Origin of the sequence: Nonomuraea sp. WAC 01424 (assembly GCF_003947315.1) — a bacterium.
Taxonomy (GTDB): domain Bacteria; phylum Actinomycetota; class Actinomycetes; order Streptosporangiales; family Streptosporangiaceae; genus Nonomuraea; species Nonomuraea spiralis.
The window spans coordinates 200,505-227,111 of sequence record NZ_QHHZ01000017.1 but is presented as its reverse complement, the minus strand read 5'-3'; the positions used below and the strand labels follow the sequence as shown (position 1 = coordinate 227,111).

The following is a 26,607-nucleotide window of genomic DNA, read 5'->3' as shown; positions in this document are numbered from 1 at the left end:
CCTCACAGGCCCAGCACGTCCGCGGGGTCGGCGACGATCCGCTGGATGATCAGACCGGCGGCCCCGAGCACGGCCGCGTCGGCGCCGTTGGCCGAGACCGCCAGGGCGGGCGGCGTGCCGCGCATCTGCCGCAGCCTGGCCGCCAGGGCGCCGCGTACGGATGACTCCAGCCACGGGAACAGCGGCGCGAAGATCCCGCCCAGCACGATCCTGCCGGGGTCGAGCAGGTGCACCGCCGAGGTGAGCGCCACCCCCAGCGCGTCCCCGGCCCGTCCGCAGGCGTCCAGTGCGCGCCGGTCGCCCTCGGCCAGCGCGGTCACCAGGGCGGCGACCGAGTCCAGCTCGCCGAGCAGGGCGTCCTGGCCCGCGTACACCTCCAGGCAACCCCGGCCGCCGCAGCGGCAGGCGGGGCCGTCCGGGGTGACGACGACGTGGCCGAGCTCGCCGGCCAGCCCGTACGTGCCCCTGAACACCGTCCCGTCCACGACCAGCCCGGCGCCGACGCCGATCTCGCCGGAGACGTAGAGGAAGTCGGCCGCCCCCGAGCCGAACCACAGTTCGCCGAGCGCCGCCAGGTTCGCTTCATTGTCGACCGCGCACGGCAGGTCGAGCAGGTCGGCCACCCGTACGTCCCGCCAGCCCAGGTGGGGGGCGTTGCGCAGCAGGTCGCCCTCGACCGTGCCGGGCACGGCCAGGGCGGCGCCGATGATCCGCAGCCCGGCCCCCTCTGCTTCGGCGGTGACCTCCTTCACCAGGTCGCGCAGCCTCTGGAGCACTTCTGCCGGGTCGGAGCCGCGGTTGTCGGCCGGGCGGGTGCGGCGCAGGCGTACGGACCGGGTGAGGTCGACCACGCAGGCGGCCAGGTAGTCGATGTTGACCTCCAGCCCGAGCGCCGCCACGCGATGCCCGCTCAGCGCCACGGCGACCCCGGGCCGCCCGCGCTCGCCGTCGCGCACGGCGCCCGACTCGCTCACCGCCCCGGCCTCCAGCAGGGCCCCGACCAGGCTGGACACGGTGGTCTTGGTCAGCCCGGTGAGCTCGGCCAGCCCGGCCCTGGTGAGCGGCCCGTCACGGTGGACGGCCTGGAGTACCACGGCCAGATTTCGGGCACGCATGGAATCATGCCGGACCCCCCTTGACGCCGCCATGCGTGCCTCCTCAGGATTATGTGCAGATTATGGACTAAAGGTAGGGGACGCCCACAATGCCATCCTTCACTCCCACACCTGCCGATCGCTTCACCTTCGGACTCTGGACGGTGGGCTGGCAGGCCCGCGACCCGTTCGGCGACGCGAGCCGTCCTCCGCTCGACCCGGTCGAGAGCGTGCACCGGCTGGCCGAGCTCGGCGCGTACGGCGTCACCTTCCACGACGACGACCTGCTGGCCGTCGAGCCCGACCGGGACAAGGCGATCGCCGCCTTCCGCAAGGCGCTGGACGAGACCGGGATGAAGGTCCCGATGGCCACCACGAACCTGTTCACCCACCCGGTCTTCAAGGACGGCGCCTTCACCAGCAACGACCGCGACGTCCGCCGGTACGCCCTGCGCAAGGTCATCCGCAACATCGACCTGGCCGCCTCGCTCGGCGCGACCACGTACGTGTGCTGGGGCGGCCGCGAGGGCGCCGAGTCCGACGCCGCGAAGGACGTCAAGGCGGCCCTCGACCGCTACAAGGAGGGCCTGGACCTGCTCTGCCAGTACGTCCTCGACCGCGGCTACGACCTGCGCTTCGCCCTGGAGCCCAAGCCCAACGAGCCGCGCGGCGACATCCTGCTGCCCACCATCGGCCACGCCCTGGCGCTCATCAATGATCTGGAACACCCCGAGATGGTGGGCCTCAACCCCGAGGTCGGCCACGAGCAGATGGCCGGGCTGAACTTCGTCCACGGCATCGCCCAGGCCCTCTGGCACGGCAAGCTGTTCCACATCGACCTCAACGGCCAGCACGGCCCCAAGTACGACCAGGACCTGATCTTCGGCCACGGCGACCTCAAGAGCGCCTTCTTCCTGGTCGACCTGCTGGAGAACGGCGGCTACGACGGCCCGCGGCACTTCGACTACAAGCCGCTGCGCACCGAGGACCCCGACGACGTGTGGGACTCGGCCGCCGCGAACATGCGCACGTACCTGATCCTGAAGGACAGGTCGCGCGCCTTCCGCGCCGACCCCGAGGTCCAGGAGGCGCTGCGCGCCTCCCGTGTGGACGAACTGGCACAACCCACGCTCGCTCCGGGCGAGACCTGGCAGGACCTGGCGGGCGACGACTTCGACCCCGAGGCGGCGGCCCGGCGCGGCTTCCACTTCACCCGGCTCAACCAGCTCGCGCTGGAGCACCTCATGGGGGTCCGTGGATGACCCGGCCCATCAGCGTCCAGCTCTACACCGTCCGGGACCAGCTCGCCGCCGACCGCGACGGCACGCTGGAGCGCATCGCCGGTATCGGCTACGGCGCCGTCGAGCCCTTCGACCCGACCGCCGACCCCGAGGGGTTCCGCCGGGTGATCGACGACCTGGGCCTCGCGGTGTCCAGCACGCACGCGTACGCGCTGCTCGACCGGGAGCCCGCGGAGGTCCTCGACGCCGTCGCCACGGTCGGCGCCGACCTGGTGATCATCCCCGGCGGCATCCCGGAGGCCGAGTTCACCACCCGCGACGGCCTCGCGCGCACCGCCGACCTGCTGAACGGCCTGGCCGAACAGGCGGCCGGGCACGGCATGCGCCTCGGCTACCACAACCACTGGTGGGAGATCGAGCCCAGGATCGACGGCCGCCACGCCATCGAGGCGCTGGCCGATCTGCTCGCCCCCGAGGTGTTCCTGGAGATCGACACGTACTGGGCGGCCGTGGGCGGTGCGGACGTGCCCGCCCTGCTCGGCCGCCTGGCCGGTCGTACGCGGGCGCTGCACGTCAAGGACGGGCCGGTCGTCAAGGGCGAGCCGCACACGGCGGTCGGGGCGGGGGCGATGCCCGTGCCCGAGATCCTGGCCGCCGCGCCGGACGCCTGGCGCATCGTCGAGCTCGACACGTGCGCGACAGACCTGTTCACCGCCCTCGCCGACAGCCACGCCCACCTCACCCGTCTGGAGGGCTCATGAACGGCGGACCCGTCGGCGTCGCCGTCGTCGGCGCCGGGGTGATCAGCGGCCAGTACCTGCGCAACCTCACCGCCTTCCCTGACGTGCGGGTGCTCGGCGTCGCCGACCTCGACGCCGGCCGGGCCGCCGCCGCGGCCCGCGAGCACGGCGTGCCCGCCTCGGGCAGCCTGGCCGAGATCCTCGCCCTGCCCGAGGTCGAGATCGTGGTCAACCTGACGGTCCCGGCCGCGCACGCGGCCGTCGCGCTGGAGTCCCTGCGCGCCGGCAAACACGTGTACGGCGAGAAGCCGCTCACCCTGAACCTGGACGAAGCGGCCAAGGTCATGGCCGAGGCCGCGAACCGCGGACTGCGCGTCGGCGGCGCCCCCGACACCTTCCTCGGCCCCGGCCTCCAGACCGCCGCGCACACCCTGCGCTCCGGCCTGATCGGCGAGCCGGTGGCGGTCACCGTCGCGTTCCAGAACCTGGGCCCGGAGTCCTGGCACCCCGATCCCGAGTTCTACTACCGGCCCGGCGGCGGCCCGCTGTTCGACATGGGCCCCTACTACCTGACCGCGCTCGTCTCCCTGCTCGGCCCCGTCGCCCGGGTCGCGGGCAGTACGCGCAGGGCGCGCGCCGAGCGGGTCGTCGGCTCGGGGCCCAAGGCCGGCACGCTGTTCCCCGTGGACGTCCCCACCCACGTCAACGCCCTGCTGGACTTCCCCGGCACGGCCACCGCCACCGCGACCTTCAGCTTCGACTCGCCCGTCGGCCGCAAGTTGATCGAGGTCATCGGCACCGAAGGCGCCCTGCTGCTGCCCGACCCCAACACCTTCGGCGGCCCGCTGCTCGTCCGCGGCCCGCACGACGCCGACTGGCGGGAGGTGCCCGTCGCCGAGAGCACCGCCGGGCGCGGCGTCGGCGTGCTCGACCTGGCCAGGTCGCTGCGCGCGGGCACGCCGCACCGGGCCTCGGGCGAGCTGACGCTGCACGTGCTGGAGCTCATGGAGGCCATCACCGAGTCGGGCGAAAGCGCCGAGTTCCGTACGGTCACCTCGGCCGTGACGGCTCCTGAGCTCCTGCCCGGCGGCTGGGACCCGTACGCGAGCACGTTGTCCTGACGCCGGGGCCCGTCCCGTCGAGGAGGGTTCAGAAGAGCGGCTTGGCCAGGCGGATCGTCAGGATCCGGCTGGTCACGCCGGAGTCGACCAGGCGGCCGTCGGCGTCGAAGGTGCCGAGGCCGAAGTCGTTGTCGTTGGCGATGGCGAGCGTCACCGGGTCGAGCAGCGCCACGCCCTCGATCTTGCCGGGCAGGCCGGGGATCGCCGCCAGGTCCACGGCGAGCGTCTTGGGCGCGACGGTGACGTTCGCCGGCAGCGACGCCTCCAGCGAGGGCGTGGTGGCCGGGTCGTCGTGCGGGCCGCCGAGCAGGTTGGTCGCCCTGCGCAGGTCTACGGTGTAGAGGCGGGCCACGGCGTCGGTGCGCTCCTGGAGCAGCAGGCGGCCGGGGCTCAGCACGTTCAGGGCGGAGATCTTCATGTCGCCCTGCTCGGCCGCCGGGTCGAAGGTGGCCACGTTCTCCATGGTGTAGGCCCACTCGCCGGTCGGGCGGCCGGTACGCAGGTCCACGCGCAGGATGCGGGCGGTGTTCGAGGCCTTGCCGGTCTTCTTGTCAGGGTTGGCGAGCGGGCTCTGCACGGCCAGGTACAGGGCGCGTTCGGACTGGGAGACGCCGAGCGCCTCGATGCCGCGGTTCTGCTGCCGGGTGGCGAAGATCGCGGGCAGCGTCTCGTGGACCGGGTAGCCGGTGCCCGTGAGGTTCAGGCCCTTGGGGACGTACCTGGCGAGGACGCGGCCGTCGCCCGCCACGTGGAGCAGCGACGGGGAGTACTCCTCGACCAGCCAGAAGCCGCCGCGGCCGTCGGTGACGATGTCCTCGGTGTCCAGGCCGTTCGGGTCGTACGGGAGCTGCGTCAGGCCGTCCCAGGTGTAGGGGGTCTCGTCGTGGCCGGGCTGGTTGGACAGGCCGGTGATCGGGGTGCCGTCGGAGGTCTTCAGCGGGATGCTCTCCACGATGCGCGCCGTGTCGTGCCGTACGGCGACGCGGACGATCGCGGGCGCGAACTCGGGCAGCGGGAACGTGCGCCGCTTCTCCCCGTTGACCTTGGGCTCGCCGTTCGGGCCGCGGTCGGTGACCATCCAGTACTCGCCGGAACGACGGGCCGGGAACAGGCCGCTGCCGACGCCGCCCAGCTTGACGCCGCGCGAGTCCTTGACGATGCCCGGCTCGAAGGCGGCCAGGTCGGGGGCGGGCAGCGTCACGTCGGACAGGATGCGCGGCTGACGCCCCGAGGCGGCGTCGGCGGGTGCGGCGACGGTGGTGGCGAGGGCCACGGCGACGGCCAGCACGGCGATGAACGAACGAGACATGACGCTTCCCTTGGCAGCAAACTTCCAGATAGGGGTCGAAAGGTATCGACGCTTGATGACGGGCTGCTGAAGCGCACATGACTTCACACGAAATTTCGTGCCGATGGGTGACATTTCGTGATGCGCGTGGGTGCTCCTTGCCTGCCGGTGAGGTCGCCGATCCGGCCGTTCCCTCCCTCCCGTGTCGGGCAGGAAAGAACTATGGCCCAAGACCCATTCGAACCACCCGGAACCGGACTCACCACCTCCTGGATCGCCCTTCTCGACAACGCCCGCCACGAGAACCGGGTCATCTCGGTACACCTGCTGAGCGGCGACTCCTTCACCGGCCACGTCACCCGTAGAGGCGACGCCCTGGTCACCGTCGAGTCCTCGGACCCGGCGACCGGCGGCGCCCGAGAGCACAACCTCGCCATCCACGCGATCGTCTCGATCTCCTACGAGTCCCCGGCCGCCGGCTGACCCATCGTCAGGGAACGCGTCGTCCCGTATCGTCCCCAGCAGCGACCCCGTACACGTGAGGAATGATCGACATGTCCCACGAGGTGGTACGACGCGTTTTCAGCACGGTCGACTCGTTCGACCCCGACAAGTTCGCGCAACTCCTGGCCGAGGACGCCTCCTTTGTGTTCGGCAACGCCGAGCCCGTGGTGGGGCGCGAGGCCGTGGCCGCCGGGCTGCGGACGTTCTACTCGACCATCGGCGGCCTGCGGCACCGGATCGTCAGGGGCTGGCAGGTCGAGGGCGACACCATCGCCGAGACCGAGGTGACGTACCAGCGGCTCGACGGGAAGGAGGCCGCCGTCGTGGCCGTGTCGATCTGGCGTACCCGTGACGACGGCCTGATCTCCGACTACCGCATCTTCGCCGACCTCGCCCCCGTCTACACCCCATAGTCGAACCCAGTAATCCTGTCGGTATTGTAGGAAACTCGCCTTTCCGGCGACGGCGTACCGACAGGAGGAAAGCCATGCCCACTCCGGATCCCCCCGCACCGCCCGGCCTGCCGATCACCGATGTCCGCGGCGGCACCTTCACCAAGGCGGCGGGCGCGTTCCTCGCGGAACACAACGAACTGAACACGGACACCCGCCGGATCCTCGACGCCCTGGCCGCGCTCGGCGACTTCGCCGGCACCGACGAGACCGGGAACACGTTCAGGAAGAACTACTCCACGGCCCTGGAGAAGGCCGAGACCTACGTCAACGCCCTGCGTGACGTCTATCCCGCGGTGGCCGACCGCCTGGCCGACATGAAGACCAGCTTCGACATCGCGAACTGGGCAACCATCGAATCCCTGCCGAAAGTGTCCGACCCGCCCAAGCTCGTCCCGCAGACCGCAAAGCCCACCTGACACCCCGGAGCCAGCCGATGACCGCCCAGGAAGACCCCACCCCCTACCTCGACGAGGAGATGCGCGGCCTGCTCGCCCAGTTCCAGGCCGACGTGCGCCCGCTGGAAGAGCTGCAGGAGAGCCTGGACGCCGTCCGCGGCCGGGGCGAGGCCGCCGACGGCCAGGTGCGGGCCGAGGTGTTGCCGACCGGCGCGCTCGGCGGCCTGCGCATCGACCCGCGGGCCATGCGGCTCGGCGCCGACGCCGTGGCGGAGGCCGTACTCGCCGCCGCGGGCGCCGCCGCCGAGGACCTCGCCGCCCAGATGGCCGGCCTGATGACGACCGGTCTGACGCCCTTCGCCGACGAGGTCCGGCGCTTCACCCGGGACTGACCGACTTCGTGATCGCCCTTCCTCAGTACCTGCGCCAGCGCCTGAACTGGTCCTGGCCCGCGGCCACCCCCAGCTTGGCGAGCATCTGCTGCCAGGTCGGCAACAGGCTGACCGGATCGTCCGCCACGTCGCCGGGCCTGTTGAGCGCGTTCGCGGTGGTGGTGAAGATGCTGGATCCGGTCAGGAACACGACCGCGTTCCGGGCCGCCGGGTTCTTCGGCAAGACGTTCGCGGCCTTGCCGAAGTTGGCGGGATCGACATGGTAGAAGACCATGGCCGCGGCGAAGTTCTTCAGCATGTACTCGCCGCGGTCCCCCCAGGAACCGGTGTCCTCGCCCCTTGCCAGCTTGAGCCCGTCGACGACCGCCTGGTCGAGCACGGTGTAGGCGAGGCTGCCGCCCAGGGCGTAGATGAACCGCTTGCCCACCGCGTTCTCGAACATCTTGAGCAGCAGGCGTGCCTGCGACCTGCGGATCGCCCAGTTGATCATCACCTGGACCTTCTTGTCGATCGCCGGCCAGCAGAAGAACATCAGCAGTTCCAGCCACTGGATCATGGCCATCGTCCGCAGCGTGTGCTGCGTCTGCTCCAGCAGGTTCGCGTAGTCGTCGACAGCGTCCGCCAGCCCCCGGATGTAGGCCGACACCCGGGGCGGATAGGGCGCCACCTCCTTGGTGAAGTACGTCCTGAAGGCGTCGATGCCCACACCGGAGCTCGGCGGACGCCAGACCCGGGCCGCCACCTCCTCCACGTCGTCCAGGCTCACGTCCACCCGTCCGGCGAGCTGCCGCAACAACTCCGCGGCGGCCAGGTCCTTGGCCGGGTCGCCATCGGGATAGGCCACGCTCAACATCTGCAGAACCACGCCACCCACCCCGGCGGCCGAGAACATGAATCCCGCCATCGGAAGCGCCTTGGAAGACGGACTCACCCGACACCTCTTTTCTCGTCGATCAATTGTCCGATCATCCCACCAATTTACTCAAAAACACCACCCCGATTTCTGCTCACCCCCGAATGTCGGCATGGATAAAGCTGCCCTTCGCCCATCGCGTACCCGTCGCAGTTCGGCGCGCTCGCGCTGAAATTCACCGCGTCGGTCGGCGCGATAATCACCAAGGCCGAGCAGACCGCCGTGTCGCAGCTCGACGACATCGACATGGCCCTGAAGGACATCGAGATCAGCGAGCGAAATGGAGAATGCGCTGGTCGTTCCTTGAACGAGAACCGGTGGCCATCCTCCTCCGGCGCACGAGCGAACGGCAATCAATCCCATAAGCCACTCCGGACGCCCCCCGAGATAGCGACACCCGCCGTATCTTGGGGCAGCATGGCGGAGAACGAGCGGGTTTTCGAGAATCTGTGGAAGGACGCGGTCGGGCCCGGCGGAAAGGCCGACCGTGATCGGTGTGACTGTTTCGACCAGCACAGGCGGCAGCGGCAGCCGAAGGACGTGCGATTCCATGCCGAGCGACAGGACACCTCGGCGCATCTCGTGCTCTACGGGAGCAATCTCGTACGGATCCCGCCGGAGATCGGCGCGATGGCCGGCCTGGAGGAGTTCACCCCGTACACCTCCCACCGCCTGCACTGGTTCCCGTACGAGCTGACCAGGTGTGGCGGGCTGCGGCGCAGTACGGTCAGCACCCGCTCGCTCTACGGGAACTTCAAGCTGCGCCCGCCGTTCCCCGAACTGCGGCCACGCCCGGACGCGACCGGCGAGCCAGATCCCGGGGTCTGGGGTGCCACGGTCATCCGTACGTGCAGCGTCTGCGACCGGCCGATCGGCGAGGCCGGTCCCTCGCAGCTGTGGATCTCTCTGCGGGTCGCCACGGACGTCCTGCCGCTGCTGGTCAACGCCTGTTCGCCGGCCTGCATTCAGGCACTTCCTCCGGCTGCTGAGGGGTATGGCGCTGGGCCCTTGAATCCTCCCTGAAAGGATCATTAGCCTCGATGCCGGTAGCGCGGTCTTTCGCGCTTGTGCTCTGCATCGGAGGTACGGTGACCTCGACCCCCGCATTCGATCACATCTCCGCCGGATACCACCCCGATCCCGCCCTGTCGATGTCCCTGCACGCCGACGCCTACACCGACCCGAAGTGGTACGACATCGACCAGCGGGCCGTCTTCGCCCGTACGTGGCAGTGGTTGTGTCACGTGGAACGGCTGCGGCAGCCGGGCGGGTACGTGACGGGCACGGTGGCCGGTATGCCCGTCGTCGCCGTCCGGGACGAGGCCGGCACGCTGCGCGCGTTCTACAACGTGTGCAAGCACCGGGCACACGAACTGCTGTCCGGTTCCGGCGTCCGGCGCAGCATCGTGTGCCCGTACCACGCCTGGAACTTCGACCTGACCGGCCGCCTCAGGCGCGCGCGCAACACCGGCGGAATGCCGGGCTTCGACCCCTCCGCGGTGTGTCTGGACCAGGTCGAGGTCGCCGAGTTCGGCGGCATGGTCTACGTGAACCTCGACCCCGGCGCGGCCTCCCTGTCCGAGCAGGCCGGGGATCTGGAGGCGGACATCGCGGCGCGGGCGCCGGACGTGGCCGAGCTGACCCTTGCCCGCCGGCTCACCTACGACATCGCCTCCAACTGGAAGAACGTCGTGGACAACTTCCTGGAGTGCTACCACTGTCACGTGGCCCACAAGGACTTCGTGTCCCTGGTCGACATGAGCACCTACAAGGTCACCACGTACGGGATCCACTCCAGCCACATGGCCCAGGCGGGGAAGGCGGAGAACTCCGCGTACGACGTGTCGGGCGCGACGGTCACCGAGCACGCGGTCTGGTGGTTGTGGCCCAACACGTGCCTGCTCCGCTACCCCGGCCGCGGGAACTTCATGGTGCTCCAGATCATCCCGGACGGTCCGGAGTGTACCCGTGAGATCTGGGACTTCTACCTGGAGACCGCCGAGCCCGACGAGGCCGAGCTGGACAGCATCCGGTACATCGACGAGGTGCTCCAGGTGGAGGACATCGCCCTGGTGGAGAGCGTCCAGCGCGGCATGCGCACACCCGCGTTCAGCCAAGGAAAGATCGTTTACGACCCGGACGGCTCGGGGTTGTCGGAGCACGCCGTCCATCACTTCCACGGCCTGGTCCTGGACGCCTACCGCCGGCACCTGAACCAGGGGTGACAGGAGGGGCTGTCACGCTCGGAGGCGTCCGGACACCTTCCATGATGTGACACACCCCTACGGAAGGGACGACCGCGTGGGCCCTCCGAACCCCAGGCAACGCTTCGAGGAGCTCTACACCGAGCACTACGCGGCCGTCTCCGGCTATGTCCGGCGTCGTACCGACGACCCCCACGACACCGCGGACGTGATCGCCGAGACCTTCACCACCGCGTGGCGGCGGCGCGGCTGCTGGCCCGCCGGCGACCGCGCCCGGCTCTGGCTGTACGGCGTGGCGCGGCGCACCCTGGCCAACCACCGCCGCGGCGAGTCGCGCAGGGAGGGGCTCGGCAACGCCGAACTGGCGCAGGTGCTGGGCTGCTCGCGCATCGCCGTACGTCAGCGGCTGCACCGCGCCCGCAAGCGCCTGGCCACCGAACTCGCCGCCGACGACCCCGACCTCGCCCGGTACGGCTCGCGCGCCGTCAGCCTCGCCAAGGAGACCTCATGAACCGACAGGTCGACGACGTCGTCAGGCGTCTCGCCCCGGCGCCCGGGCCCGGTCTGACGGCCGGAGCGCGGGAGACGATGTACCAGATCATGGAGGAGGAGCCGGATACGGCCCTGCCCGTACGCGGGAGGCGGCGACGCGGCCTGATCGCGTTGCCGATCGCCGCGGGCGCCATCGCGGCGTCCCTGGCCGCCTTCCTGGCCCTCGCGCCCGCCGCCGCCTCGGCCCTCGACATCAAGGAGGAGGACGGCTACTACCTCGTCGAGGTCAAGGACGTGTTCGCCGATCCGGAGGCGTATCAGCGGCAGTTGCGCGAGGCCGGACTCGACATCACGCTGCGGATGTTGCCCGCACCGCCCAGCCAGGTCGGGACGTTCGACCCGACCGCGAGCGAGCCGGACGGGATCGAGGTGATCAGACAGGACGGATGCGAGCGACGGGAGGGCTGCCCGATCCGGATGAAGGTCCGGCGGGACTTCGCGGGCTCGGCCGAGATCATCCTCGGGCGGCAGGCCCGCCCCGGCGAGGAGTACGAGATCAACATCGGCTTCGACTCGCCCGGCGAACCCATGCACTGCGTGCCGTTCCACAACAGCCCCGTCAGCGAGGTGCGCGGCCTGCTGAAGGCACGCGGCCTGGACGTCCAGGCGTTCGACGTCCTTGGTCCCGCCTTCTGGACGAAGGGGGGCAAGGACACCCCGCCGGAGACCAAGACGTCGGTGCCTGAGTCCACGCACGTCGTAGGCGGCTACCTGACGATGCCCGGCAAGGCGACGCTCCAGGTCAGCGACTCGGACCTGCCCGACGACCTGGTACGGACCCTGAAGGCGAAGGCCGGCTGCCCGTGATCGCGAACAAGGCAATGGCCGCCGTCCTGGTGGCCACGACGGTCGGCGTCGTGCCCGTACCGGGCAGTCAGGCCGATCTCAGGCAGGGGCCGGACGCGGCGGGCGTCACGTTGATCACCGGGGACCGGGTCGTGGTCACGGGCCGCGGATTCCGTGTGCTGCCGGGGCCGGGCAGGCGGGTCGGGTTCACCCACCAGGTCCAGGACGGGCACCTGTACGTGATCCCGTCCGACGCCCGGCCGCTGGTCGCGGCGAACACGTTGGACCGGCGGCTGTTCGACGTCACCCAGCTGCTGGCGTGGCGGTACGGCGACGCAGCGCCCGCACGCTCAAGGCCGGCGCCACCAAGCTCTGGCTGGACGGCCGCCGCTCGTACACCCTCGACCGGAGTGCCCGGCAGATCGGCGCCACCGAGGCGTGGAAGCAGGGCATGACGGGCAAGGGCGTCACGGTGGCCGTCCTGGACAGCGGGTACGACCCTGACCACCCCGACCTGAAAGGCGTGGTGGCCCAGGAACGGAACTTCACCGACGATCCCGACATCCGCGACCGGACCGGGCACGGCACCCACGTGGCCTCGATCATCGCGGGGGCCGACGTGAACTACCGCGGGATCGCGTCCGGCGCGAGACTCGCCGTCGGCAAGGTCGGCACCGAGCTGGGCCTGACGGAATCGGCCATCCTCGCCGGTATGACGTGGGCCGCCACCGAGGTCAAGGCCAAGATCGTCAACCTGAGCTTCGGCGCGCCAGACACCCTTGACCTCGACCCGGTCGAGCAGGCGGTGAACACGTTGTCGGAACGTACGGGCACGCTGTTCGTCGTGGCCGCGGGCAACGCCGGCACCGAGGTCTTCAGCCCCGGCAGCGCCGACGCCGCGCTCACCGTCGGCTCCGTCGACCGGCAGGACGGGGTCGCCGTCTCCTCCGGCAGCGGACCCCGTACGGGCGACCACGCGATCAAGCCGGACATCACCGCGCCCGGCGTCGGGATCGTGGCCGCGAAGGCGGGCGGGACCGGGGGCGACGCGCACGTGGCGATGTCCGGGACCTCCATGGCGGCGCCGCACGTGGCGGGCGCCGCCGCGATCCTCGCCCAGCTGCACCCGGACTGGACCGGGCAACGGCTCAAGGCCGCGCTGACCGGCGCCGCCGCGGCCACGCCCGGTGTGACGCCGGACCGGCAGGGGACCGGGCGGGTGGACGTCGTGCGTGCGCTCGCCCAGCAGGTCGTCGCCGTACCGGATCGTCTGTGGGCGTACTTCCCCTGGGACGGCCCGGACGGGCGGGTGACCACCGGGACCGTCAGCTACGAGAACGCCGGTGACACGCCCGTCGACCTCGACCTGACCGCCGACGGCGACGTGCTGCGGCTCTCCGCCCAGCAGCTCCGCGTGCCCGCCGGGGGCCGGGCGACGGTCACCGTGACGATCGACGGCAAGGACAGGGCGACGGGCGAACACGTGGGGACGATCGTCGCCCGCTCGGGCGCGACGGTGATCCGTACGCTCGCCGGCGCGTTCGTCGAGCCCGAGTCCCACGACGTGACCATCAGGGCCGTGGACCGGAACGGCGGACCCGCCGAAGCCGCCTTCGCCCAGCTGTACGACCCGCGGACCGGCGACACCCGCGAAGTCCGCTTCACCGACGGCGTGGCCCGGCTCAGGCTGCCGAAGAGCGAATGGAGGTTGTACACCGAGATCGAGGACGGCACGTCGGGCACCACCATGGCCCACCTCCGGCTGGACCTCGGCGCGGACCGGCAGGTGACGATCGACGCCCGCGAAGGCAGGCGAGCCGCCTTCAGCGTGGACGATCCGGACGCCACACAGCGCGACCTCGTCGACGTCGGGCTCGCCGACGGCGTCTGGCAGTACGGGTACACCTCGTGGAAACGGCCGGGCCTCGGGACGTTCGTCATCCCGGCGCGCGCGCCGGGCCTGCGGTACATGATGCGGACATTGTGGGACAGCCGGACCCGCACCCCGAGCCCGTACGTCTACGACCTGGTGAAGACGTACGCCGACGGCCTGCCGGGCGACCCCGCCTACGCCGCCAGGCGTGCGGATCTCGCCAAGGTGACGGCGACCTACCGGGCCTCGGCCACGGCGGCGACGGGCACACCGTTCTTCGGCGCCAGGTTCGCCGAGGACAAGGCCGTGTTCATGGAGTCCCCGGCCCAGGACGTGCGGCTCCCGGGCACGCTCGTCCACTACCGGACGCCGGGATTCGTCTCCCTGCGCGCGACACTCCCCGGCGACCGCCTCACGCAGACGATCATCCGGGCGTACGCGGTGAGCTGACCGGCCCTTCGAGGTGGCGGGCCCCTTTGCCAGGACCTTCAGCGGGGGCCGGCGGCGAAGGCGAAAGCCGCGGCCCGGTCCCGCAGCAGGGCGGCGAGCTCGGGGGAGTCGACCACCTCGAAGGGCCATCGCACCCAGAGCAGTCCACCGGCCAGGACCTCAAGGCGTACGTCGGCGATGCGCCAATGTGTCGCCGTCTGGCCGGTGGCGGTGGTCGTCGGGGCGAAGTCCGCGGCGAACCCACCCATGTACGCCTGTACCTGTTCGATCGGGGCGTGGATCAGGATCGTCGCCGTGTGTTCGCGGGGCGGAGCGCCGAGCCGGCTGGTGACGAACGCGACCGGGTCGCCTCCGGGGACCTCCTGCGGCTCGAAGCGCACGCCCGTCGCCGACGCCCACGTGATCCGATCGACGCGCAACACCCGCCAGCCGTGGTCGAGGTCGCGGCACACGAGGAACCACCGGGTCTCCCGAGGTACCAGGGCGGCGGGCTCGACGTGGCGCGCGGACTCCCGTCCGGCGTCGGTGCCCTCGGTGTTCATCACGCGCAGCCGGACCTGCTCCGCGTCCCGGCACGCCAGCGCCAGGACCGCCAGCACGTCGGCGTTCAGCGGAGCCGGATACGCCCCTGCCACCGCGTTCGGGGTGTCGCCCAGGGCGACCGAGGAACGTAGTGCGCGTACCCGCCGGCGTACCGCCGAGGGCATCACCTGTTCCATCTTGGCCAGGGCGGTGAGCGCGACCTCACCCCCGCCGGCGGCGCCGTTGGCAGCCGAGGAGGCGAGGGCGGCGGCCACGGCGAGCGCCTCGTCCGGGGTGAACACCAGCGGCGGCAGGTCGCTGCCCGTGGACAGCCGGTAGCCGCCGTCGGGGCCGCGACGTGCCTCGATGTGATAGCCGAGGCTGCGCAGCCGTTCCACGTCCCGCCGGAAGGTGCGGCCGTCGACGCCGAGTCGGTCGGCGAGCTCGCCGCCGCTCCAGGACCGGCGGGCCTGCAACAGCTCCAGCAGGCGCAGCGCCCGCTCGGTCGTGGTCTGTTCCGACATGGTCGCCGAGTCTAGGAGAAATAGGGACAGTAATTGCCCTAAACCCTTCCTAGGTTGGAGTTCGAGCCGGACAGACCGGCATCGAATTCCCTGAGGTGAGCATTTTGATCATTCTTGTCACCGGCGCGACCGGAGCCGTCGGCCGTCACCTTGTCACGACCCTGCTCGCCCGCGGCGCCACCGTACGCGCGCTGACCCGCAAGCCCGAGGACGCCGACCTGCTGGCCGGGGTCGAGGTCGTCGCCGGTGACCTGGCCGACGCCGCCACGCTCGGGTCGCGGGTGTTCGACGGTGTCGATCGCGCCTTCGTCTTCCCCGCGGAGGGGGTCGAGGCGTTCGTCACCGCGGCCGTCGCGCACGGCGTACACCGTTTCACCGTGTTGTCCTCGCTGGCCGCCGCGAAGGAGTTCCGGCGTGACCACGGCTCGGCGAGCCAGCTCCACCACACCGCGGTCGAGGCCGCCGTGACGGACCATACCGATGCCTGGACGATCCTGCGGCCCGGCACCTTCGCCGGCAACCTGCTCTCCTGGGCCTGGCAGATCCGCTCCGGCGCGCCGATCAGGGCGCCGTACCTGGCCTCGGCCCAGGCTCCCGTCCACGAGTACGACGTCGCCGAGGCCGCCGCCGAGACCCTCCTCTCCGACGAGCACCTGGGTACGGCGATCCCGCTCACCGGCCCGGAGGCCCTGACCCGCGCCGAGCAGGTGGCGATCATCGGCGAGGCCCTGGGACGGGAGATCCCGCTGCTGGAGATCACGCCCGAGGAGTTCCGCGCCGAGACCGCGCAGTTCATCCCCGAGCCCGTGATGAGGATGTTGCTCGACTACTGGCACGACACCCTCACCGTCCCCGACGTCCCGCGTCCTGTCACGGTGGTGACCGGGCGGCCGGGCCGCACCCTGGCGGAGTGGGCCGCCGACCACCGCTGCGACTTCGGCGCCGCCTGACGCTGCGGTCGCTTCAGATGCTGAGCAGGTCGAGAGGGCCGAGGTCGCGGACGGTCTGCGCGAGGGCGCGGATCATGTCGTTCTCCGCCCCGGCCGACCACACCAGCGCGTACTTCAGCGGATCGTCGTCCCGCAGAGGCAGGTAGGTGATGTCGGGCCGGAGGTAGTAACGCCGCATGTGGTGGGCGACGAGGCTGACGGCCTCCCCGGTGGTGACCAGGGAAAGGATCTCCTCGGTGTTTCGCGCCAGAGGGCCGCGCTCGATCCGATGGCCCGCGGGGGTCCGGGACGGGAGGAAGCCGTCCGCCCAGTAGTCGGGTCTGGACGGAGCGTCCACGTGCGGGAAGTCGGCGAGCATCTCCAGCAGGCCGGTCGTGTGCCGGGTGAGTTCGTGATCGGTGGCCACGGCCAGCAGGCGCGGGTCCGTGAACAGGACCGGCCCCGTGATCAGGTCGGGCTCTTCGACGGGCAGCCACGCGACCAGTACGTCGATGTCATCGCGGCGCAACCCGGCGAACGGGTCGGCGAAGGGGGAGATCCGGATCTGCAGCTTCCACTCGGGATGTCGGTTGCGGAAGGCGTCAACTCCCACGACCTGCGGCGCTTCTGGAGGCCACCGCGGACGGCCGCCGCCAGGCCCAGGAGTACCGCGACATCGTGCTGGCCGACAACGTGGCCTGGTGGAACGCCACCACCGGAGCCGAGATCCAGATGTCCGGACTGAACGCGCACCTGAGCTACACCCCGATCGACACCGCGTACGTGCCGGCCCCGATGGGCGGCGTACTGCGCAAGCGGCTCGGCGACCGCTTCGTCACCGTCGGCACCAGCTTCGACCAGGGCGGCTACAACTTCAGCGCCGAAGGCGCCTGCCCGGACGACGCCAAGCCCGCCGAACGGCCGATGACGTGCAAGGGCCAGGTCCCGGCCGCGGGCGCCGACTACAACGAGTACGTGCTGGACCAGGTCCGCTACCGCGACTTCATGCTCGACACCCGCACCGCGCCGGCCGCCGCCAAGGCGTGGTTGTCGCAGGCCCGGAACACCCGCCTGATCGGCGGCGGGTTCTGGTCACCCTCTCAGGCCGTACAGGCCGCCCTGGGACGCTCCTTCGACGTGGTCATCCACCTCCACCAGGTCTAGGCCGCCCAACTCCTCCCCTGACCTCCAACCGCACGACCGACCGGCGTTCTTCTCCAGCTCCTTCACCCACCACCGCAAGGAGTGCCCGTCCGGCCTTCGTAGTGGTGGGCGGCACCCGACCGGCCCACCACAAGCAAGTCGGCCATGGACAAGCAAGCCCGAGTCGTGCCGCGAGGCAGGGCTGTTCCTCATCCGTCACCACAGCAAGGAGCACGGATAAGAGGAGACCACCCAAGGACGCCACTGCTCGCCTTGGGGCCGCGCTGATCGCCACGCACAAGCACGTCGGCGCGCCGGCCGCAACGATGCTCTTGACAGGGACCCTGCGCGAACCCGGGCGCTGCCAGCGATACGTGGTCCCGTGGGGTACCGAAGGCGTACTCACGCAGACAATCGCTCAGGAACAAGAGAGGCCGCTTCCGATCTGCGGAAGCGGCCTTCTGCGTGCGGCAATACTGTCGGGGTGGCGGGATTTGAACCCGCGACCTCTTCGTCCGCTCAATTACTTATCGAGTCTAAACGGTCAAGAAATCTATGTATTGTTCCAAAGCGCCACAAGATGCACAGAGAGAGTGGGGCTGATGTATAAGGTCGACTTACAATCCGTAGAGAACGATGATTGCTTCGGCTTCAAGAGTGGAGATATGATTTCTGTAAGATTCCGGAAAATCTCATTAGCGCTGCCGGCGAAGCAGGAACCGAATTTAGTGAACCTTTTATGGGGCAACTAGGTTTGCCGGGCAACTGGTCATATTCCCGTCTTCCGGGACCGGGGTTATCGTATACACGGACGGTGTCTTTCATCGGCTCTGCGAAGGCGTCCACCAAATACCCCTCCCCTAAGGTGGGGAATACCCTCAGTAGGCGAGGTTGTGAGGTGTTTACGATCGAAGGGAATGTCATACAGTACAGGGTGCATGCTCCCCGTAGTTTCGGTGGGTCACCGCTCACGCCGCTGCCCGCACTCCAAGAAGACGACGATGATTAGACTCTTCGAAGGCTTCGACAAATATAACCTCCAGGCAAGGATCTACCCTGCGTTGATCACTTTCCTGCCGGTGATGGCTTCAGTCTTTTTGCTGTGGTCTAAGACATTTCCTCAGCAGACGGTGGCCGCCTTCGTCACCGCTGGCGGAGCATTTTTGGTGGCCAATGTCGTTCGCGGACTTGGCAAGAGCCTGGAGAAGCGCCTGGTTGTGCGGTGGGACGGTCTTCCGACCACGCACATGTTGAGATACAGGAATAACTCTAATATTCCTCTTCTTAAGAGAAGAAGAGAGGCGCTCCAGAAAATTACGCACCTCAGATTCCCCGCAGAATCCAAGGAGCGGCTCGACCCTCAACGGGCGGATCAAATTTATATTGCAGCTACACGCGTACTGATTATCCATGTCCGCGATAAGAAAGGGCGTTACGATCTCGTTCATGACGAGAACATCAACTACGGCTTCCGGCGCAACCTCCTCGCTCTGAAACCTCTGGGGATAGCCGTCGCCTTGCTGTGCGTGATTTCCGACGCGGCCTGGTGGCAGCTTAATAAGGTAGCGGCCTATCCTCTCATCATAAGTGTTCTTCTGAACGCCGCCTTGCTCGCCGCATGGATCCTTCTCATAAGGCCGCAATGGGTGTGGCAAGCTGGGGAGGCGTACGCGGAACGGCTTTTCGACACGCTGGAAGATCCCACCCTTCTTCCTGGCGACAGCGAGCCTTCGGAGACTCAGACGTGAGCAGGAACACCAGAGGGACCGTACCGCTCGTGATCGATGTTCCAGCCCCCTTGGGGGACCGCACGGATATCGCGTCCCCGCTGGTTTCGAGGATTCCGCAGTTCAATGAAGGATGAGGGACAGCGAGGACAGCAGGGACTGGCTACGGCCTTGAGCGTCTCAAGGAGTCTTTGACGGACTGAGCGCCCGGGAGCGCTCGCCGAGGCCGAGGCCCTGGGCGGTGCTGTGGAGTTCGGTCACGGCGTAAGTGTTGAACGCTATGGCGTCTCCGGGGCGACGTTCAGAGCTGTGGCGACTGCGGCTTCGGCGTCGCCTTGGAGAGCCTGGGCGCGGGCGAGGCAGGCTCCGAACCAGGCCCTGTCGCGGCGGTAGCGGTCGGGCAGGGTGGACAGGCCGCGTTCGAGGTAGTCGGTGGCGCGGCGGCCGTCGCCGAGTTCAAGTTCGGCCATGCCGCGTTGCATGAGGAACCAGCCTTCGTCGTAGAAGTACATCCAGGGTGGTTCGTTCTCGGGGTGTTCGGCGGCGCGGATGAGGTCTTCGGCTTCGGCCAGGCGGATGCAGCGCTGGGCGTCGCCGAGACTCCACGCTTGGTGGGCACGCATGTTCAGGGTGGTGGAGGCGAGGCAGGCGTCTCCGGCCTCGACGGCCCAGGCGTGGGAGCGGTCGTACCAGGCCAGGGCGGCGGCGTGCTGGCGGGAGTCCTGGCACATCCAGGCGAGGAGTTGGGCGTACTGGGCCAGGGCGGCTACGGCGAGGGAGGTAGGGCACCGAAGGCGTAGTCACGCAGTCAATCGCTCAGAAAACAAGAGAGGCCGCTTCCGATCTGCGGAAGCGGCCTTCTACCTGCGGCAATACTGTCGGGGTGGCGGGATTTGAACCCACGACCTCTTCGTCCCGAACGAAGCGCGCTGCCAAGCTGCGCTACACCCCGGTGCACGCCCGTCTTGCGCGTGCTTGAGAAAGTCTAGCGGACTTCGCGGGTACTCGTGACAGTCTCAGCGTCGCGGAACCAGCGTGAGCAACGACGCCTCCGGGAAGCACGCGAAACGGGCCGGTGCGTACGGCGAGGTGCCGAGGCCGGCGGACACGTGCAGCCAGGCGCTCTCGTGGCGGTTCAGGCCCTTCACGCGGGCACGGTCGATGCCGCAGTTGGTGACCAGGGCGCCGTAGAACGGGATGCAGAGCTGGCCGCCGTGGGTGTGGCCGGCGAGCAGGAGCTGGTAGCCGTCATCGGCGAAGCGGGTCATGTTGCGGGGCTCGGGGGAGTGCATGACGCCGAGGCGGAGGTCGTGCTCGGCGGGGGCCGGGCCGGCGACCAGGTCGTAGCGGTCGCGGGAGATGTGGGAGTCGTGGATGCCCGCCACCGCGACGTCGAGGTCGCCGATCTTGACGCGGGCGGTGGTGTTGTTCATGTCCAGCCAGCCTTCGGCGGCCATGCCGGCGCCCAGTTCCTCCCAGGGGAGGTTGGGGATGTGCTGGCGGCGGTCGTTCTTGGACGTACGCCAGAGGTAGCGGGCCGGGTTCTTGGGCTGGGGGGCGTAGAGGTCGTTGGAACCGTAGACGAACAGGCCGGGACGGGACAGCAGGGGCTCCAGGGCGTGCAGGAGCGCCGGGACCGCTTCCGGGTGGGCGATCGAGTCGCCGGTGTTGACCACGAGGTCGGGCTCCAGGGCGCCCAGGGAGCGCACCCAGTTGATGAGCATGGTGCGCCTGGGGGTCAGGTGCAGGTCGGACAGGTGCAGCACGCGGACGGGACGCTGACCGCGCTCCAGCACCGGCACGTCGAAGCGGCGCAGGCGGAACCAGTTGCGCTCCACGACGGAGGCGTAGCCCAGCCCGGCCAGGCCGAGACCGATCATGGACAGGGGCACTGCGACGGCTTTCCTCACGTACTCATGATGCCTGACAACGGGCACGAGGCGTCCCGGCAGACGGCAAGATGGACCGCATGAGCGCAATGAAGGACAAGCTGAAGGCCGATCTCACGGCCTCGATGAAGAGCCGGGACGAGGTCCGTCTCCGGACGATTCGGATGGCTCTGGCGGCCGTCAACGTCGAGGAGGTCGCGGGCAAGGAGGCCAGGCAGCTCAGCGATGACGAGGTCATCAAGGTGCTGACCAAGGAGGCCAAGAAGCGGCGCGAGGCCGCCGAGGCGTTCCAGAACGCGGGACGCGCCGAGCAGGCCCAGGCGGAGCTGGACGAGCAGGCGGTGCTGGAGGAGTACCTGCCGGCGCAGCTCTCCGACGAGGAGCTGGCCCAGATCGTCGACGCGGCCGTGGCCGAGACCGGCGCGTCGGGACCGCAGGCCATGGGGCAGGTCATGAAGGTGGTCAACCCCAAGGTGGCGGGCAAGGCCGAGGGCGGCCGCGTCGCCGCCGTCGTACGCGCCCGCCTGACGGCCTGAGGTCACGGCGCCCGCTCGTCCCGGGCCATGGACGCGGGACGGTTCCTGAGGGGGCCGTACGGGCTTGGAAGGGCCGTTGGAGGGCCTGCGCGTTGAAACGCGGGCAATCGCAGGCGTAGGCCCTCCGAAGCCGCGTAGCGCCGCCAGGCGGCCGCCGTGCACGGCCCACGCCCGCTCGGGGCGAGGGCCGACACGCCGAAGGTCGACACGCCGAAGGTCAGTACGCCAAGGTCAGTACGCCGAAGGCAGCGGGCCGGGGTCAGCGGGCTCGGGTGGCCGGGGTGGTGAGGCCGGTGGTGCCCTGGCCGCCGGGGCCGTCCCCGTGCGAGTCGTCGGGCCCAGGCCCGTCGCCCTGGTCGTTGTTGTCGCCGAAGAAGTCCTCGAACGGGTCGCCGCCTCCCCGCCGCTCGTCGTCGTGCTTCTTCTTCTTGGGCTTGGGCGCGCACTTGTCGGAGCAGCCGCCGAACCGCGAGTGGTCCACCGGCGTGAACTCCGCCGGCTCCACCCCCTTGAGCGCCTGCATCATCGCCTGCTTCCAGATGGGCCCGGAGATGGACGCGCCGTACACGTACGGGAAGTAGTTCCCGCCGATCGTGACCCCGATCAGCTTGTGGGTGGAGGCGCCGCGCGGGTCCCCGAGGCTCACGGCGGAGGCCAGGTTCGGGGTGTACCCGGCGAACCAGGCGGACATGTAGTCGTCGGTCGTGCCGGTCTTGCCCGCCGCGTCCCGTCCGATGCCGCCCACCTCGCGCATCGTGCCCTTGGTGAACACGCCCGAGAGGATCCCGCTGACCGCGTCGGCGACCTCCTCCTCCATGACCTGCGAGCACTTCGGCTTGTACTGCTTGGCGTTGCCGTTGCGGTCCTTGATCTCGGTGATGGCCAGCGGCTTGCAGTACTGGCCGCGCGAGGCGAACACCGCGTAGGAGTTGGCGATCGTCACCGGGTCGACCTCGTTCACGCCGAGCGTGAACGTCTCGACCTCGCGCAGCTTGCCGCCGTCGGCCCGCTTGACGCCGAGGCGCTTGGCCAGCTTGACGACCTTGCAGAGCCCGACGTCCTGCTCCAGCTTGAGGAAGAACGTGTTCACCGAGCCCCACGTGCCGGACTGCAGGGTCTTGAAACCGCCGCCGCCCTCGCTGGAGTTGTGCGCGGTGTGCGAGGGGTCGCCGACGTTCTCGCCCTTGCAGTTCTTGAACGAGTTGTAGCCGCTCGCGGTGAACCCGGCCGGGGCCGGGAAGCCGTCCTCGTACTTCAGGCCCTCCTCGAGCGCCGTGGCCAGCGTGTACGCCTTGGCCGTCGAGCCCTGCTGCAACCCGCGTCCGCCGCCGTGCTCGGCGTCGGCGACGATGTTGTAGCTCATCTCGTTCTTCTTCTTGCTGCCGCCGAACTTGCGCGAGGCCGCCATCGCCTTGATCTCGCCGGTGCCGGGCACGACCATGGCCTGCGAGGCCACCGGCTTGTCCTTGGGGCTGACGTACTTCTTGATGGCCTTCTCGGCGGCCTTCTGCATCTTGGGGTCGAGCGTGGTCTTGATCGTCAGGCCGCCGCGCTGGAGCAGCTTCCTGCGCTCGTCCTGGTTCTTGCCGAAGTCCTCGTTGCCGAGGATCTCGTACTGGACGTAGAGGCAGAAGTACGGGACCTTGCTGGCCTCGCAGCCGCCGGGGAACTTGACGTCCTTGTAGCCGAGCTTCTTGGCCTTGGCCTCGGTGGCCTGCGGCCAAGTGATCTTGCCGATCTCGGCCATCCGGTCGAGCACGGTGTTGCGGCGCATGAGCAGCCGCTCGCGCGCCTCGGGGCCGACGTTGGGGTCGGTGCGCGCCGGGTTCTGCACGGCGCCGGCCAGCGTGGCGGCCTCCCAGAGGCTGAGCTCGGAGGCGGGCTTGTCGAAGAAGCGCCTGGCCGCCGCCTGGACGCCGTGCGCCCCCGCGCCGAAGTAGGCGATGTTGAGGTACTTCTCCAGGATCTGCTGCTTGCTGTACTTCTGCTCGATCGCCATGGCGTACCGCAGCTCCTGGAGCTTGCGGGAGAGCGTCGGGGCGATGGCCGCCTGCTGCTCCTCGGGCGTCTCCGCCTTGTTGACCAGCACCTGCTTGACGTACTGCTGGGTGATCGAGGAGCCGCCCTGCATGACGCCGCCGCCGGTGAAGTTCTTCACCAGGGCGCGGGCGGTGCCCTCGACGTCGATCGGGCCGTGGTCGAAGAAGCGGAAGTCCTCGATCGCGATCAGCGCGTTCTGCATGATGGGCGCGACCTTGTCGAGGGTCACGGACTGCCGGTTCTCGTAGTAGAACTGGGCGATCTGCTTGCCGTTGGCGTCGACCAGCTTCGTGCGTTCGGGCAACGGAGGCTCGTCGAGATCTCTAGGCTTGAGTTCGAGTCCGTCCATGGCGGTCTTGGCCGAGACCCCGGCCCCGCCGACCGCGGGCAGCGCCACCGCTGCCGCCAGAACACCCGCCGCCGTCCCGGCGATGATCAGACGCAGGACGCTGAGGAGCGGGTGGGAGCGGTCTTTGCCCTTCGCTTGCACGCTCCCAAGGGTACGTCGAAACACTGTCCTTATCGGTAACACGACACCATTTCGCCTTGACTGGGAGGGGTGACTAGTCATTCCCGGTCAACAGTCCGGCGAGAAATTGGTCCTCTGGGGTCTGTCGGCCCGAACGTGAAGTTGCGTACGTTCTTCCTCTGCGGCAACTGAATACGGAGGCTCGGCGCCCGCGCCCGTCGGCCCCAAATGACGACTGACCACCTAAGGGGAGTGGGGTCGAAAAATGTGGATCACGGATTGGACCTCCCGTGCCGCCTGTAAGGGTGCGGACCCGGACGCGCTGTTCGTCCAGGGCGCCGCACAGAACAGGGCGAAGTTGATCTGTCGAGGGTGCCCGGTCCGTACCGAATGCCTCGCCGATGCGCTGGACAACCGCATCGAGTTCGGGGTGTGGGGCGGTATGACCGAACGCGAACGACGTGCGCTGCTCAGGCGCCGGCCCGACGTGGACTCGTGGCGCGACCTGCTCGAGTCCGCGAAGGAAGAGTACGAACGGACCAATGAGCTGATCGCGGGCTGACCTGGCCCGCGGCGGGAGAGCACGGCCGGCGCCGCCCGTCGGCCGTGCTCTCTCTACGCGCTCGCCAACAAGTTCCCGATCTGCCGAAGTCCGGCCAGATCGTGGACGTCCCCGGACATCGCACGCACCTGTGCCATGGGCACCGTGGGATGAGCCGAGACGAAATGCTCCTGCTCGCGGCTCTCGCGGGCGGCGAGCTGCATCCGGCCGGTGTGCAGCCGCAGCACAGCGGCCGTCAGCTCGTGTTCGCCCTTGGACTCCAGGTCCTCGGCCGCGGCGGCGCTACGTGCCGCTGAGAGCGCCGAGCCGGGCGACACGTGCACCCGGTTCACCACCAGCCCGGCGAGGGGCATGCGCTCCTCGGCGAGCCGTTCGACGAAGTACGAGGCCTCCCGCATCGCGTCGCGCTCCGGCGCGGCCACGACGAGGAAGGCCGTGCCCGGCGCCTGCAACAGCTTGTACGTCATCTCGGCCCGCTGCCTGAACCCGCCGAACACGGCGTCCAGCGCGGACACGAACGTCTGCAGGTCCTTGATCACCTGTGCGCCGAGCAACTTGGTCATCGCTCCGGCCACCAACCCGAACCCGGCGTTGAGCAGCCGGAAAGCGCTGCGTCCGCCCGCCTTGGCGGGTGCGGTCAGCAGCCGGATGAACCGTCCGTCGAGGAAGCGGCCGAGCCGCTCCGGCGCGTCGAGGAAGTCCAGCGCCGACCGCGAGGGCGGCGTGTCCACGATGATCAGGTCCCACTCGTCGGAGCGGCGGAGCTGGCCGAGCTTCTCCATCGCCATGTACTCCTGCGTGCCCGAGAAGCTGGAGGACAGCGACTGGTAGAAGGGGTTCGACAGGATCTGGCGGGCCCGCTCGGGATCGGCGTGCGCCTCGATGATCTCGTCGAACGTGCGCTTCATGTCGAGCATCATGGCGTAGAGCTGGCCGTCGCCCTCGGGCGAGCTGACCAGGCGTGGCGTGTTGTCCAGCTCGGTCAGGCCCATCGACTGGGCCAGGCGGCGCGCCGGGTCGACGGTCAGCACGACCGCGCACCGGCCGCGTTCGGCGGCGCGCAGGCCGAGGGCCGCGGCGGTCGTGGTCTTGCCGACGCCGCCGGAGCCGCAGCAGACGATGATCCGGGTGCCCTTGTCGTCGAGGATCGCGTCGATGTCGAGGGGGATGTGCTTCTTCACGCTGCTCCCCGGTGGGTGCGGATGGTTTCGGCCAGCTCGTACAGGCCGGCCAGGTCGACGCCGTCGGCCAGCAGCGGCAGCTCGAGGCGCGGCAGGCCGGCATCGGCCAGGGACTCGCGTTCGGCGCGCTCCAGCTCGGTGCGGCGGGCGTGCTCGACGACCTCCTCGGCGAGCGCCTCGGCCATGGCGGCGGCGTCGGAGGTGTCGGCGAGCCCGGCGGCCTTGAGCCCGAGCGCGAGGTCGCCCACGTCGAAGCGGCCCTTGACAGCCATGTCAAGAGCGGCCTGTGGAAGCAGTGATTCACGCATCATGTTGATGAAAACGCAACCTGGGGGCAGCCCGGCAGAACGCAATTCGGCGACCCCGTCGAGGGTCTCCTGCACCGGCATCTCCTCCAGGAGGGTCACGAAGTGGACCATCGTCTCCCTGGATTTCACGACACCGTTCACCAGTTCGGAGTGGTTCTTGATCGGCCCGACCTTGGCCAGGCCGGCGACCTCCTGGGTGACGTTCAGGAAGCGGGCGATGCGGCCGGTGGGCGGCGCGTCGAGGACGACGGCGTCGTAGACGCGGCGGCCGTTCCTGCCCCGCCTGCGTACGGCCTCGGTCGTCTTGCCGGTGACCAGGACGTCGCGGAAACCGGGGGCCACGGTGGTGGCGAAGTCGACGATGCCCATCTTGGTCAGCGCGCGGCCGGCCCTGCGCATGCCGTAGAACATCTCCATGTATTCGAGCATGGCCTCTTCGGGATCGATGGCCAGCGCGTACACGTCGCCGCCGGAGGGCGCCACGGCGATCTTGCGCTCCTCGTAGGGCAGCGGGGGCAGGTCGAAGATCTGGGCTATGCCCTGCCTGCCCTCCACCTCCACGAGCAGCACCTTGCGCCCGCCCGCGGCCAGCGCGAGGGCGAGGGCGGCGGCGACGGTCGTCTTGCCGGTGCCGCCCTTGCCGGTGACGACGTGCAGGCGCACGTCGTCCCATTCCGTGTCCGGAGAGTCCACGTTTCGAGGCTACCGAACGGTTACTTGTCGAAACCCGACGGCCACCGTTTGAGATTGCTCACATTGCGGTCACCGC

The 26,607-nt window shown here is 69.4% G+C and carries 29 protein-coding genes and 1 tRNA gene; 18 read left to right on the top strand and 12 right to left on the bottom strand.

Features of this window, described 5'->3' with window-relative positions; genetic code table 11:
* Positions 1-2 precede the first annotated feature (2 nt).
* Positions 3-1,115, bottom strand: a complete 1,113-nt coding sequence (locus tag DMB42_RS39875) for an ROK family transcriptional regulator (RefSeq protein ID WP_260478208.1) — start codon at positions 1,113-1,115, stop codon at positions 3-5.
* Between the two features lie 89 nt (positions 1,116-1,204).
* Here DMB42_RS39875 and xylA point away from each other — a divergent pair, with 89 nt between their 5' ends.
* The 3 genes from xylA to DMB42_RS39860 are packed head-to-tail and all read left to right on the top strand — an operon-like array spanning position 1,205 to position 4,196.
* Positions 1,205-2,356, top strand: coding sequence for a xylose isomerase (gene xylA / locus DMB42_RS39870; protein WP_125644084.1), 1,152 nt, complete (start codon positions 1,205-1,207; stop codon positions 2,354-2,356).
* Positions 2,353-3,096: a sugar phosphate isomerase/epimerase gene (locus tag DMB42_RS39865; protein ID WP_125644082.1), complete on the top strand. Its 744-nt coding sequence runs from the start codon at positions 2,353-2,355 to the stop codon at positions 3,094-3,096. Before xylA ends, DMB42_RS39865 begins: the two co-directional genes overlap by 4 nt.
* Positions 3,093-4,196: a Gfo/Idh/MocA family protein gene (locus tag DMB42_RS39860; protein WP_125644080.1), complete on the top strand. Its 1,104-nt coding sequence runs from the start codon at positions 3,093-3,095 to the stop codon at positions 4,194-4,196. The genes DMB42_RS39865 and DMB42_RS39860 overlap by 4 nt, the downstream gene beginning before the upstream one ends.
* Positions 4,197-4,224: 28 nt before the next feature.
* On the opposite strand, the gene DMB42_RS39855 is transcribed toward DMB42_RS39860, so the two are convergent.
* Positions 4,225-5,505: an esterase-like activity of phytase family protein gene (locus DMB42_RS39855; protein ID WP_125644078.1), complete on the bottom strand. Its 1,281-nt coding sequence runs from the start codon at positions 5,503-5,505 to the stop codon at positions 4,225-4,227.
* Positions 5,506-5,706: 201 nt separating this feature from the next.
* Here DMB42_RS39855 and DMB42_RS39850 point away from each other — a divergent pair, with 201 nt between their 5' ends.
* The 4 genes from DMB42_RS39850 to DMB42_RS39835 all read left to right on the top strand — a co-directional run bounded on the left by DMB42_RS39850 (position 5,707) and on the right by DMB42_RS39835 (position 7,230).
* Positions 5,707-5,967, top strand: coding sequence for a hypothetical protein (locus DMB42_RS39850; protein ID WP_125644076.1), 261 nt, complete (start codon positions 5,707-5,709; stop codon positions 5,965-5,967).
* A 71-nt stretch (positions 5,968-6,038) separates the two neighbouring features.
* On the top strand, positions 6,039-6,401 hold the full coding sequence (locus DMB42_RS39845) for a nuclear transport factor 2 family protein (protein ID WP_185845110.1): 363 nt from the start codon (positions 6,039-6,041) through the stop codon (positions 6,399-6,401).
* A gap of 74 nt (positions 6,402-6,475) precedes the next feature.
* Positions 6,476-6,859, top strand: a complete 384-nt coding sequence (locus DMB42_RS39840; RefSeq protein WP_125644072.1) for a hypothetical protein — start codon at positions 6,476-6,478, stop codon at positions 6,857-6,859.
* 17 nt (positions 6,860-6,876) lie between these two features.
* On the top strand, positions 6,877-7,230 hold the full coding sequence (locus DMB42_RS39835) for a YbaB/EbfC family nucleoid-associated protein (protein ID WP_125644070.1): 354 nt from the start codon (positions 6,877-6,879) through the stop codon (positions 7,228-7,230).
* A 22-nt stretch (positions 7,231-7,252) separates the two neighbouring features.
* On the opposite strand, the gene DMB42_RS39830 is transcribed toward DMB42_RS39835, so the two are convergent.
* Positions 7,253-8,134 carry a hypothetical protein gene (locus DMB42_RS39830; protein ID WP_125644068.1) on the bottom strand — a complete coding sequence of 294 codons (882 nt, stop codon included), beginning with the start codon at positions 8,132-8,134 and terminating at the stop codon, positions 7,253-7,255.
* Positions 8,135-8,212: 78 nt separating this feature from the next.
* Positions 8,213-8,695, bottom strand: a complete 483-nt coding sequence (locus tag DMB42_RS54445) for a hypothetical protein (RefSeq protein WP_221762552.1) — start codon at positions 8,693-8,695, stop codon at positions 8,213-8,215.
* Here DMB42_RS54445 and DMB42_RS39820 point away from each other — a divergent pair.
* From DMB42_RS39820 to DMB42_RS39800, 6 genes are all read left to right on the top strand, one after another.
* Positions 8,684-9,166, top strand: a complete 483-nt coding sequence (locus DMB42_RS39820; RefSeq protein WP_221762549.1) for a hypothetical protein — start codon at positions 8,684-8,686, stop codon at positions 9,164-9,166. The two genes, DMB42_RS54445 and DMB42_RS39820, sit on opposite strands and share 12 nt — an antisense overlap.
* A gap of 65 nt (positions 9,167-9,231) precedes the next feature.
* The gene (locus DMB42_RS39815) at positions 9,232-10,368 is read left to right on the top strand and encodes a ring-hydroxylating oxygenase subunit alpha (protein ID WP_260478207.1); all 1,137 of its coding nucleotides are present in this window, start codon (positions 9,232-9,234) and stop codon (positions 10,366-10,368) included.
* Between the two features lie 76 nt (positions 10,369-10,444).
* Entirely contained in the window at positions 10,445-10,858 is a 414-nt protein-coding gene (locus tag DMB42_RS39810; RefSeq protein WP_125644062.1) for an RNA polymerase sigma factor, read from the top strand.
* Positions 10,855-11,706, top strand: coding sequence for a hypothetical protein (locus DMB42_RS39805; protein WP_125644060.1), 852 nt, complete (start codon positions 10,855-10,857; stop codon positions 11,704-11,706). Before DMB42_RS39810 ends, DMB42_RS39805 begins: the two co-directional genes overlap by 4 nt.
* Positions 11,703-12,140: a hypothetical protein gene (locus tag DMB42_RS55475; protein WP_260478206.1), complete on the top strand. Its 438-nt coding sequence runs from the start codon at positions 11,703-11,705 to the stop codon at positions 12,138-12,140. Before DMB42_RS39805 ends, DMB42_RS55475 begins: the two co-directional genes overlap by 4 nt.
* Positions 12,137-14,008 carry a S8 family serine peptidase gene (locus DMB42_RS39800; protein WP_260478224.1) on the top strand — a complete coding sequence of 624 codons (1,872 nt, stop codon included), beginning with the start codon at positions 12,137-12,139 and terminating at the stop codon, positions 14,006-14,008. The genes DMB42_RS55475 and DMB42_RS39800 overlap by 4 nt, the downstream gene beginning before the upstream one ends.
* Before the next feature lie 38 nt (positions 14,009-14,046).
* Here the strand turns inward: DMB42_RS39800 and DMB42_RS39795 are convergent, their stop codons facing one another.
* Complete coding sequence (locus DMB42_RS39795; protein ID WP_125644056.1) at positions 14,047-15,054, bottom strand: YafY family protein; 1,008 nt, start codon at positions 15,052-15,054, stop codon at positions 14,047-14,049.
* A gap of 104 nt (positions 15,055-15,158) precedes the next feature.
* On the opposite strand from DMB42_RS39795, the gene DMB42_RS39790 reads away from it, so the two are divergent.
* On the top strand, positions 15,159-16,004 hold the full coding sequence (locus tag DMB42_RS39790) for an SDR family oxidoreductase (RefSeq protein ID WP_125644054.1): 846 nt from the start codon (positions 15,159-15,161) through the stop codon (positions 16,002-16,004).
* Between the two features lie 13 nt (positions 16,005-16,017).
* Here the strand turns inward: DMB42_RS39790 and DMB42_RS39785 are convergent, their stop codons facing one another.
* A complete protein-coding gene (locus DMB42_RS39785; protein WP_125644052.1) occupies positions 16,018-16,596 on the bottom strand; it encodes a LysR substrate-binding domain-containing protein in 579 nt (192 codons plus the stop codon).
* A gap of 14 nt (positions 16,597-16,610) precedes the next feature.
* Here DMB42_RS39785 and DMB42_RS39780 point away from each other — a divergent pair, with 14 nt between their 5' ends.
* Positions 16,611-17,147, top strand: a complete 537-nt coding sequence (locus DMB42_RS39780; protein ID WP_125644050.1) for an erythromycin esterase family protein — start codon at positions 16,611-16,613, stop codon at positions 17,145-17,147.
* 980 nt (positions 17,148-18,127) lie between these two features.
* Entirely contained in the window at positions 18,128-18,874 is a 747-nt protein-coding gene (locus DMB42_RS39775) for a hypothetical protein (RefSeq protein ID WP_125644048.1), read from the top strand.
* A gap of 257 nt (positions 18,875-19,131) precedes the next feature.
* Here the strand turns inward: DMB42_RS39775 and DMB42_RS39770 are convergent, their stop codons facing one another.
* The 3 genes from DMB42_RS39770 to DMB42_RS39760 all read right to left on the bottom strand — a co-directional run bounded on the left by DMB42_RS39770 (position 19,132) and on the right by DMB42_RS39760 (position 20,733).
* Positions 19,132-19,584, bottom strand: coding sequence for a hypothetical protein (locus DMB42_RS39770; protein ID WP_125644046.1), 453 nt, complete (start codon positions 19,582-19,584; stop codon positions 19,132-19,134).
* A 147-nt stretch (positions 19,585-19,731) separates the two neighbouring features.
* Positions 19,732-19,805 (bottom strand) — tRNA-Pro (locus DMB42_RS39765).
* Between the two features lie 64 nt (positions 19,806-19,869).
* Positions 19,870-20,733 carry a metallophosphoesterase gene (locus tag DMB42_RS39760; RefSeq protein WP_125644257.1) on the bottom strand — a complete coding sequence of 288 codons (864 nt, stop codon included), beginning with the start codon at positions 20,731-20,733 and terminating at the stop codon, positions 19,870-19,872.
* Positions 20,734-20,822: 89 nt separating this feature from the next.
* Between DMB42_RS39760 and DMB42_RS39755 the strand changes: the two genes are divergently transcribed.
* A complete protein-coding gene (locus DMB42_RS39755; protein WP_125644045.1) occupies positions 20,823-21,278 on the top strand; it encodes a GatB/YqeY domain-containing protein in 456 nt (151 codons plus the stop codon).
* 259 nt (positions 21,279-21,537) lie between these two features.
* Here the strand turns inward: DMB42_RS39755 and DMB42_RS39750 are convergent, their stop codons facing one another.
* Positions 21,538-23,808, bottom strand: coding sequence for a transglycosylase domain-containing protein (locus tag DMB42_RS39750; protein ID WP_229823859.1), 2,271 nt, complete (start codon positions 23,806-23,808; stop codon positions 21,538-21,540).
* 244 nt (positions 23,809-24,052) lie between these two features.
* Between DMB42_RS39750 and DMB42_RS39745 the strand changes: the two genes are divergently transcribed.
* Entirely contained in the window at positions 24,053-24,349 is a 297-nt protein-coding gene (locus DMB42_RS39745; protein WP_090771382.1) for a WhiB family transcriptional regulator, read from the top strand.
* Between the two features lie 53 nt (positions 24,350-24,402).
* Here the strand turns inward: DMB42_RS39745 and DMB42_RS39740 are convergent, their stop codons facing one another.
* Positions 24,403-25,530: an ArsA family ATPase gene (locus tag DMB42_RS39740; protein WP_125644041.1), complete on the bottom strand. Its 1,128-nt coding sequence runs from the start codon at positions 25,528-25,530 to the stop codon at positions 24,403-24,405.
* Complete coding sequence (locus tag DMB42_RS39735) at positions 25,527-26,531, bottom strand: ArsA-related P-loop ATPase (protein ID WP_221762547.1); 1,005 nt, start codon at positions 26,529-26,531, stop codon at positions 25,527-25,529. Before DMB42_RS39735 ends, DMB42_RS39740 begins: the two co-directional genes overlap by 4 nt.
* Positions 26,532-26,607 lie beyond the last annotated feature (76 nt).

Coding starts and splice junctions, on each gene's coding strand:
- DMB42_RS39875 (WP_260478208.1), bottom strand. CDS start 1,115: ATGCGTGCCCGAAATCTGGCCGTGGTACTCCAGGCCGTCCACCGTGAC.
- xylA (WP_125644084.1), top strand. CDS start 1,205: ATGCCATCCTTCACTCCCACACCTGCCGATCGCTTCACCTTCGGACTC.
- DMB42_RS39865 (WP_125644082.1), top strand. CDS start 2,353: ATGACCCGGCCCATCAGCGTCCAGCTCTACACCGTCCGGGACCAGCTC.
- DMB42_RS39860 (WP_125644080.1), top strand. CDS start 3,093: ATGAACGGCGGACCCGTCGGCGTCGCCGTCGTCGGCGCCGGGGTGATC.
- DMB42_RS39855 (WP_125644078.1), bottom strand. CDS start 5,505: ATGTCTCGTTCGTTCATCGCCGTGCTGGCCGTCGCCGTGGCCCTCGCC.
- DMB42_RS39850 (WP_125644076.1), top strand. CDS start 5,707: ATGGCCCAAGACCCATTCGAACCACCCGGAACCGGACTCACCACCTCC.
- DMB42_RS39845 (WP_185845110.1), top strand. CDS start 6,039: ATGTCCCACGAGGTGGTACGACGCGTTTTCAGCACGGTCGACTCGTTC.
- DMB42_RS39840 (WP_125644072.1), top strand. CDS start 6,476: ATGCCCACTCCGGATCCCCCCGCACCGCCCGGCCTGCCGATCACCGAT.
- DMB42_RS39835 (WP_125644070.1), top strand. CDS start 6,877: ATGACCGCCCAGGAAGACCCCACCCCCTACCTCGACGAGGAGATGCGC.
- DMB42_RS39830 (WP_125644068.1), bottom strand. CDS start 8,134: ATGGCGGGATTCATGTTCTCGGCCGCCGGGGTGGGTGGCGTGGTTCTG.
- DMB42_RS54445 (WP_221762552.1), bottom strand. CDS start 8,695: ATGGAATCGCACGTCCTTCGGCTGCCGCTGCCGCCTGTGCTGGTCGAA.
- DMB42_RS39805 (WP_125644060.1), top strand. CDS start 10,855: ATGAACCGACAGGTCGACGACGTCGTCAGGCGTCTCGCCCCGGCGCCC.
- DMB42_RS39800 (WP_260478224.1), top strand. CDS start 12,137: ATGACGGGCAAGGGCGTCACGGTGGCCGTCCTGGACAGCGGGTACGAC.
- DMB42_RS39795 (WP_125644056.1), bottom strand. CDS start 15,054: ATGTCGGAACAGACCACGACCGAGCGGGCGCTGCGCCTGCTGGAGCTG.
- DMB42_RS39775 (WP_125644048.1), top strand. CDS start 18,128: ATGATTAGACTCTTCGAAGGCTTCGACAAATATAACCTCCAGGCAAGG.
- DMB42_RS39770 (WP_125644046.1), bottom strand. CDS start 19,584: ATGTGCCAGGACTCCCGCCAGCACGCCGCCGCCCTGGCCTGGTACGAC.
- DMB42_RS39760 (WP_125644257.1), bottom strand. CDS start 20,733: ATGATCGGTCTCGGCCTGGCCGGGCTGGGCTACGCCTCCGTCGTGGAG.
- DMB42_RS39755 (WP_125644045.1), top strand. CDS start 20,823: ATGAGCGCAATGAAGGACAAGCTGAAGGCCGATCTCACGGCCTCGATG.
- DMB42_RS39745 (WP_090771382.1), top strand. CDS start 24,053: ATGTGGATCACGGATTGGACCTCCCGTGCCGCCTGTAAGGGTGCGGAC.